5 protein-coding genes are annotated in these 7,340 nt (G+C 47.3%); 1 reads left to right on the top strand and 4 read right to left on the bottom strand.

Annotated elements, in window-relative coordinates:
- Positions 1-84: 84 nt before the first annotated feature.
- The gene (locus ACLUYS_RS08625; protein WP_288340553.1) at positions 85-1,848 is read right to left on the bottom strand and encodes an ATP-binding protein; all 1,764 of its coding nucleotides are present in this window, start codon (positions 1,846-1,848) and stop codon (positions 85-87) included.
- A gap of 647 nt (positions 1,849-2,495) precedes the next feature.
- Here ACLUYS_RS08625 and ACLUYS_RS08620 point away from each other — a divergent pair.
- On the top strand, positions 2,496-3,836 hold the full coding sequence (locus ACLUYS_RS08620; RefSeq protein WP_412659612.1) for an MATE family efflux transporter: 1,341 nt from the start codon (positions 2,496-2,498) through the stop codon (positions 3,834-3,836).
- 262 nt (positions 3,837-4,098) lie between these two features.
- Here ACLUYS_RS08620 and ACLUYS_RS08615 read toward each other — a convergent pair whose 3' ends face one another.
- Genes ACLUYS_RS08615 through ACLUYS_RS08605 form a run of 3 tightly spaced genes read right to left on the bottom strand, consistent with a single transcriptional unit; the run spans position 4,099 to position 6,369 of the window.
- A complete protein-coding gene (locus tag ACLUYS_RS08615; protein ID WP_230268466.1) occupies positions 4,099-4,341 on the bottom strand; it encodes a hypothetical protein in 243 nt (80 codons plus the stop codon).
- Positions 4,338-6,014, bottom strand: coding sequence for a glycoside hydrolase family 2 protein (locus ACLUYS_RS08610; RefSeq protein WP_412659611.1), 1,677 nt, complete (start codon positions 6,012-6,014; stop codon positions 4,338-4,340). The genes ACLUYS_RS08615 and ACLUYS_RS08610 overlap by 4 nt, the downstream gene beginning before the upstream one ends.
- Complete coding sequence (locus ACLUYS_RS08605) at positions 5,983-6,369, bottom strand: hypothetical protein (RefSeq protein WP_230268464.1); 387 nt, start codon at positions 6,367-6,369, stop codon at positions 5,983-5,985. The genes ACLUYS_RS08610 and ACLUYS_RS08605 overlap by 32 nt, the downstream gene beginning before the upstream one ends.
- Positions 6,370-7,340 lie beyond the last annotated feature (971 nt).

The raw sequence follows: 7,340 nt of genomic DNA, 5'->3' as shown, positions 1-7,340 counted from the left end.
GCCAGACAAAATGAAATCCCCGAAGGATAAAGGAGAGATCCAATATCTTTCGGGGGTTTTTTCGTTTTATTGGGAAGAGCGTTTTCAGGATTTTTTTCTGAAGACGACTTTTCGGCCAGCCTTTCCTTTGGAAATCAGATTCATTTTAACCAGGCGATTTGCGGCTTTAGATGCACTTTGTACTGTATTGAGCGAATCAATTTCGTCACAGATCTGGACTAGAGTCAAAGTTTCGTATCGAGAAAACAGAGCCAGAATTGCATGATCCGTCGTATTCATGTCGGTGTTCGTGGCGCTTTCGGAATCGGGCACTGTTGGTGGAGTAGTATCTGTATCGCGATTGGATATGAGATTCTCGTTGAAGGTATAGAAGGAAGAACGGTGCTGCTGATGACAGATTAAAATCTTTTGAGCGGTCAATTCCTGAAGCAGAGAAGAAATTTCCACCGGGTCGAGTTTTAAAACAGGTTCCATGCGCCGAACGGTTACCTGTTTTTCATTTAGAGCGATGGATAGAATCATTTTTTCGTTCTCAGATAACGAGTGAAAGACATTCGGTCCTAAGCGGTTGATCAAATCTTTTTCGGTATTGCTTGAGAGTCCTGCGGTCAGCCATAGCCGTAATTCCACTTGCTGCAGGGTGACATTGTCATAGAGATCCGGCTCTTGCCATCCTTTTTCTTTCCAGATCTTCAGTATGGTTGGAATACCCGATCCAATATTGTCGCATAAGCCGATCATTCGAAACATCTGCTGTATTTTCGGATTTCGGGCTGACGTATGGCCTCCTTTAAAAATTTCACTTACTGGGATTTTCAGGTTTCCAGGATTTGAAAAAAGCAGATTGTCTTCATATCGGACGACTCTAAGGGATCCGCTGGTTCTGTAATTGGCATGAATGACCATATTGATCACTGCTTCTCGAATCGCTTTATGGGTATCGGTATCATCTACCCGGGTCATCCCGTCAAGCTGAAACGGTGCTGGCAGATCTCTGGTCAGGCGGGGCAGGATTAGATGTACGAAAGTGTACAGATTGTTTTCCCATTGGCCGTCGATTGTCAGGCGATCGGACCAGCGCTGACCAGGCATCATCTTCGCCTGATTCAGATAATCCATAAAGAGAGCGCTGAAGCGTTCTCGAATGGAAAGACCTTTTCCAAACATAAGCAAGCCGGCTTCGGTCAGAAACTCCTGGCCGGTTTGTCTGTTTCTGGCAAATCCTCCAATATGCAGAAGAAAATCCTCATCGGAGTATGTATTAAAGATATGTCCTCGGTTCTGTACCTCAAATTCATTTCGGTAAGCATGGAGTGAATTGAGGTCGATATCCGCCATCGTATACCCTTCTAGCACGGCTCCATCCAGCCCTTGATCCGAACTGTCCTGAAGCATCGATCGCACTTCATCTTCGGAACAGTGGTAATCGCCTTCGTAATTGCGCCGAAAGGTTCCTTTAAAGGGATTTCCGTTAATATAAACCGGACGAAAGTGATAGGACGCGCGAGGAATATCGATCTGCAGAACGGACTTGTCGTCAATATTCAGGATCTGGACATCCTGATCCAGAAGAATATTTGCGCTGACTTTTTCTCCATTCATAGTGTCCCAGAATTCTTTTTTCCTTTTGTTTGGATTCGAAACACCTAGAACGGTAAATCGCTTGGCTCTGTCGAATTCTTTAAGGTTTTCTTCAATTCCTAATAAAATAGTGCCTCCATGCGTATTGGCAAAAGATGAGTACGTTTCCCATAAATCTTTCGGGATCTCATTGGCTGCTTTCTTACATTCTAGAGTAAGATGCTCTCCGTTTTGAAGGATTGAATTCAGTTTTTCCTGGTCGGTCATGCAAGCTCTCCTTTCATTGATATAAGCAGTACAAGATTCCTCTTTTCAGCCTGGAGGCAGTGCGTGAGGAACTGGCGAACAGACTTCTCTAAGTTGATGATATTATCAGAAAAATTGAACATCAACTGAGAGGGCGGATTATCCTGAAAATCAGTTGATGTTCAACCAGAAATGGTTGATGTTCAACCAGAATCAGTTGATGTTCAACCAGAATCAGTTGATGTTCAACCAGAATCAGTTGATGTTTAATCAGAATTAGTTGATGTTCAACCAGAACCGGTTGAAGTGAGGCAGAAAGTTGATAGTGAGGGATAAAATGAATATCCGAGAAGCTGCCTGACCCGATTACGCAGGAATCTTCTAGTTAGTTAGTGATAGTTTCTTTTATGGCTGACACGTTTTCGTATCTTTAGCGAATTCAAGCAATCGTCAAACTGCGGTCGACTAAAAACAGCTGAATGAAATGGGACTCTGTTCAGGAATGAGGAATCTCGCCGAAAGATAAAGGCAAAATCCGGTATCTTACGGAGAGTTTTCTTTTGGAAATGGGAGGTCCAAAGCCCTTAGGCCAGCCGTCTGAGAAGCCGGGGATGAGGTTTTGGGAATGGTGACGCGTGTGATAGAGTACACCATTGGAGGTTTTTTTGATGCATAAAATGGAATCGATGGAGATCCGCCGTCTGGTACTGTCCATGTCTGTGCCAATTGCACTGAGCATGCTGATGTCGGCTCTCTATAATATTATCGACAGCATGTACGTGGCCGGCTACTCTCAGGAAGCACTGCTTTCGGTCAGTCTGTGTTCCCCCATACAGAGTTTGATGATCGCCATTGCCTGCGGTACAGGTGTCGGTTTCAATACGGTCCTTTCCCGCTATCTTGGAGAACATAATCGGGAAATGGCGAGTCAGGCAGTTCTGAACGGTCTGTTTCTTTCTCTGATCAACTGGCTGATTTTCCTTCTGTTCGGTCTGTTTGGATCATGGGCATTCCTTGCGCTTTTCACGCAGGATACGGGAGTGCTTATGCAGGGAAATGTATATCTACAGATTTGCTGCGGCTGTTCCTTTGCAATCTTCTTCCAGATCACGTACGAGCGAATCATGCAGGCGGTGGGCCGTCCGATGTATAACCTGGCTATTCAGGGAACAGGCGCTCTGATTAATATTTTCCTGGATCCGCTGTTCATCTTCACCTTCAATATGGGTACGGGGGGAGCGGCGGTTGCAACCGTGATTGGCCAGATCGTAGCCATGGGGTTAGGAATCTGGATCACCTATCGAAAAGTCCCGGAGATTCATACAAATCTCAAAATGTTCCGCTGGGATCCGGTACTGCTTGGCCGCATTTTGAAAATCGGCATTCCGGCAATGGTCATGCAGGCAGTTATGAGTTTTATGTCTGTGTTCATGAACTGGATTCTGATGCCGTTTTCGTCTATGGCCGTTTCGGTATTCAATGTCTATACCCGTCTTCAGCAATTTGTTTTCATGGCGGTTATGGGCCTGAGCAACGCGCTCATCCCGATTGTCGCGTTCAACTATGGTGCGAGAAGAATGGATCGGATCGTCCCGGCGGTTCGTTTTTCACTGCTTCTGGCTTGTGCCATCATGGTGTTTGGAACGGTGCTGTTCCAGCTGATCCCGTCTCAGCTTCTCTCGATGTTCAATGCGGATCAGTCCATGTATGCGATCGGCATTCCCTGCCTGCGCGTCCTTTCCTGGAGCTTTGTATTCGCTGGCGTATCGATGATTCTCTGCTCTGCGTTTCAAGCCCTTGGGTATGCAGGAATCAGTCTTGTGATCACCCTGCTTCGTCAGCTCGTTCTTCCTGTTCCGCTTACCTGGGTTCTTGCCCGTCTCTTCGGTCTTGATCTTTCCTGGTATTCGTTTGTGATTACGGAAATTCTCTGCGCTGGAATCTCCGTTCTGGAATGGCAGAGAATTAAAAGAAAGACGGTAAAGCATTTAAGTACAGCCACAGCTTAGCCATTCACATGCCAGATCGGACGTACGTCCGATTGGGACTTCAATTTGTTTTATACTCAATCGCAAAAACAAAACAGCCGAAGAATAAAGGAGAAATCCCGTATTCTTCGGCTTTTCGTATTTCCGGCTCGAATAGGAATCAGAAAAGAAACAGCAACGAATCCAGAGACATTAGAAGTAAGACGTAAAAGCTGCAGATCCTTTATGGATGGGATCTGCCGCAGTTTTAATTATGGAATTCAGTTTGTACTGCGAATTGCTTTTAGCGGATCAGACTTGCGGAAGGTGTTTTTCTCAGTTTGAGGAGCGCCTGGTTCAGCGAAGCGGACTGGGCGTTGATCGCATCCTGTTCGGCTTTACTGTTTTTGCGCAGGTCTTTTGCGCGGTTGAGCTCGTTCTCAAAGGCGGTCCAGTTTGCTTCCTGGTAGCTGTCTTTCTGTTTGAAAACCGAATTTGATTTGGTGATCACCTGATCGAGGAGTGTCCAGTCTGGCGTATAGATCACATCGGCTTCGAATACCGCTTCAAGCGTGCGGTTTTGGACCAGGTGCTGGCGATAAAGATCGTTTCGCCGGTTTCAATGCCTTTGGCTTCCATGTCCGTGTCGTGTTCCACAGGACGCCGGGAAGCAAACGCATAGTAGGAATATTTCGGAAGGCGGAACAGATCCCAGATACCGCAGGCGGAAATCGTCGGATCGTATCCGCGGTTATGGTCGATACCAATCCACATGGTCATACCGGCCATGCGTTTATTGCTGTCGGTATACAGCTTTTTACCCTCGGCTAAAGAGATTACTCCTGTTCCCTCGAAATGGAAGCCGTTGTACAGGCGATTGTTGGCCTGTTCTACCATTCGCTCTTCTCCGCCGGGGTAGTAAGTACCCGGGCCGCGGGTGACACGGCACGTATCGGTAAAGTAGCCGTACTGTTCAAGCCAGAAGTCGCCGTATTCACGAATGAAGGACTGCGATGTATCGTTCTTAAGTTCTTCCGGGCGTCCCCAGACGATATCGCCTTTCGTTGAATCATCATAGGCTTCAACGGCTGTGCGAACGGAAGGTCCTTCGGATTTTGCGATTTCTTCCAGCGAGTTGGTAAATCCAGCCGGAACGCCGGTGGATTCATTCAGCGATGTTTCAAACGCGAAAATGCAGGGGTGATTGCGGTCGCGGCGCAACATCTGGCGCGTATCGTTTTTTACGCGTTCTGCGAATACGGGGTTGTCATTCCAGTACTGCCAGCCCTGAATGGCTTCTACAACGAGAATGCCAAGCCGGTCGCATTCGTCGAGGAATGCCGGCGACTGGGCGTGGTGGGCGGTGCGAACGATCTGGAAGCCCGCGTTCTTATACAGGATGGCATCCTTGCGCTGCAGGTTGTCCGATGCCGCATAGCCGATGTACGGATATTCCTGATGACGGTTGACACCGGAAAGGAATCCCAGATGCTTCCCGTTAATTTTTACGCCTTCCGTGGCGCTGAAGATGACGGTACGAATACCGGTTGTGGTTTCTGTTCGATCCACTTCCTCGCCGTCGACGGTAACGGTGGAAACGAGCGTATACAGATTGGGGTGATCAAGATCCCACAGCTGCGGGTTTTCGAATTTGAAATTCTGCGCGATCGTCTGCGCATCACTGGCTGAAATCGTTACGGTTGAGCTTTTGGTGAGCGCTTCTTTGCCCTGCGGATCAACGTATGTCGACTTGAGGGTGACTTGCTTGTCTGCATCGGTTTCGTTGCGCACGTGCGTTTTGACAACGGCGGTCGCTTCTTGTTCACTGACCGACGGATAATCGATCAGAATTCCGCCTCCGGCTTCGATGTTTTCATACGTCGCATCGGTGATATGAACCGATTCCACGGAATGCAGATAGACGTTGCGGTAAATACCTCCGAAGTACGAGAAGTCCAGACTGCCCTGCGGCTTTCCGGGAGGAACCAGTCCATTGTCCCGGTTGTCGGTCAGGACTGTGATGACGTTTTTCTCGCCATCGCAGTGAACGGCATCCGTAATATCGAGGATGAAGGGAAGATAGCCTCCGTACTGGGTATGGTTTCCATCTTTGCTTCCGGTCAGCTTGGCTAACGGGCACTGAAGATGGGTCCCGTTGACCCATACATCGGTAACGCCCATGGCGCCTTCAAACTCGAAGTAAAGTTTTTTTTCCGGCATAGGATTCATCCAGGTAGAAGTGCTTGCGGTACATCGCTTCTCCCTGATAGTTTTTGCCGCCGCTCGCATTGTATTCTTCCAAACGAACGGGATGCGGCAGATCGACATTTTCCCAGCGTTCCAGTTCGGACTGGGGGTAGTCGACTTGAACAGCTTCTGGAATATTTGCGCGGACAAATTTCCAGCCCTGGTTGAAGTTCAGCTTCTCCCGCCCGTCGGCGGCAGTAATCTGTTCAACCGTCTGCGGCGAATCGGTTTCGTTCGCAGCGACTGTCTGGATCTGTCCTGGCAGCAGCATGCTGATGGAAAGCAGGACCATCAGCACGGGCAGACTCCATTGTCTGAGTGTTTTCATATTTCTCCTTTCCTCTCTTCGAATGTCTCAGACAAACACAGGGGGGATTTTGTCTGACGTGACGCGTTCGAGGGGAGCGTCCATCCGAAAAGCTGCTATTGTAAGCCTTTCCAAGCCTCGTTTTAGCTTTTACCTGAAATTGAAAACATGATTTAGTAAACATTTATCGATTTCCCGTTGATTTGTGCACGGACGTAAAAGAAAAATGCAGCCGAACAAATGGAAAGGTGGGATGAGAAAGCAAACGAGGAAGGAGAAGACGCCAGAAAAAAATGACGTTCTGGCATCCATGAATCCATATCGGGCACTTAAGCCATACAGAGGCTCCCATATAAAATAAATAGGATAGAAACGTTCAGTAGAAGGCAGTCTTTATTCGTTCGCTCCTGAGAGGAATGATCGGATTTCTTCGTGAGCGTAAACTTTCGCTAAGCATATTGCAGTGGCGTCCGTTTGCTCTGCTTCGATCGACAGGCAGAAAGCAGCCCGAAGATAAACGAACAGTATACAAAGCCTTTTCGGCTTTTTCCGGCTGATAGCGGAAACCAGATTTGGCTTTATAAGAGATGGAACCATTCGAGGCATTCAGAAAGACATCCTTTTTGAAAAATAAGAAGCATACGGCTCATTTGAGCAAAAAGTCACCGAGGATCCGATGCATTTACTTGACCTTGTTTGGGGATCTCTGATTAAATAAGGAAGCTGTTTGCGCAAGGAAACAGCACTTGAAATCAACTCGCGAAAATATTTTAAAAATTCACAAATAATGCTTGCATCGCTTCGATGCCCGTGTTATTATAGTTGAGCGCTGAGGGGAATTGCTTCTCTCAGTCGTCAAATCACCTTTAGATATCGAAGAAAACAGCTTAAGTGAAAATCATGAAGAAATTCACAAATAGCTGTTGACAGAGATTTCTGATGATATGATAAACAAGCCTTGTGAGAGACATCGAGTTTTTCACAAACAGATG

Origin of the sequence: Allobaculum sp. (assembly GCF_047010065.1) — a bacterium.
Taxonomy (GTDB): Bacteria; Bacillota_I; Bacilli_A; order Erysipelotrichales; family Erysipelotrichaceae; genus Allobaculum; species Allobaculum fili.
This window is presented reverse-complemented; position numbering and strand designations above follow the sequence as displayed.

Bases quoted from the DNA above. Each gene is read 5' to 3' on its own strand.
- ACLUYS_RS08605 (WP_230268464.1), bottom strand. From the start codon at position 6,369: ATGAAAACACTCAGACAATGGAGTCTGCCCGTGCTGATGGTCCTGCTT.
- ACLUYS_RS08620 (WP_412659612.1), top strand. From the start codon at position 2,496: ATGCATAAAATGGAATCGATGGAGATCCGCCGTCTGGTACTGTCCATG.
- ACLUYS_RS08625 (WP_288340553.1), bottom strand. From the start codon at position 1,848: ATGACCGACCAGGAAAAACTGAATTCAATCCTTCAAAACGGAGAGCAT.
- ACLUYS_RS08610 (WP_412659611.1), bottom strand. From the start codon at position 6,014: ATGCCGGAAAAAAAACTTTACTTCGAGTTTGAAGGCGCCATGGGCGTT.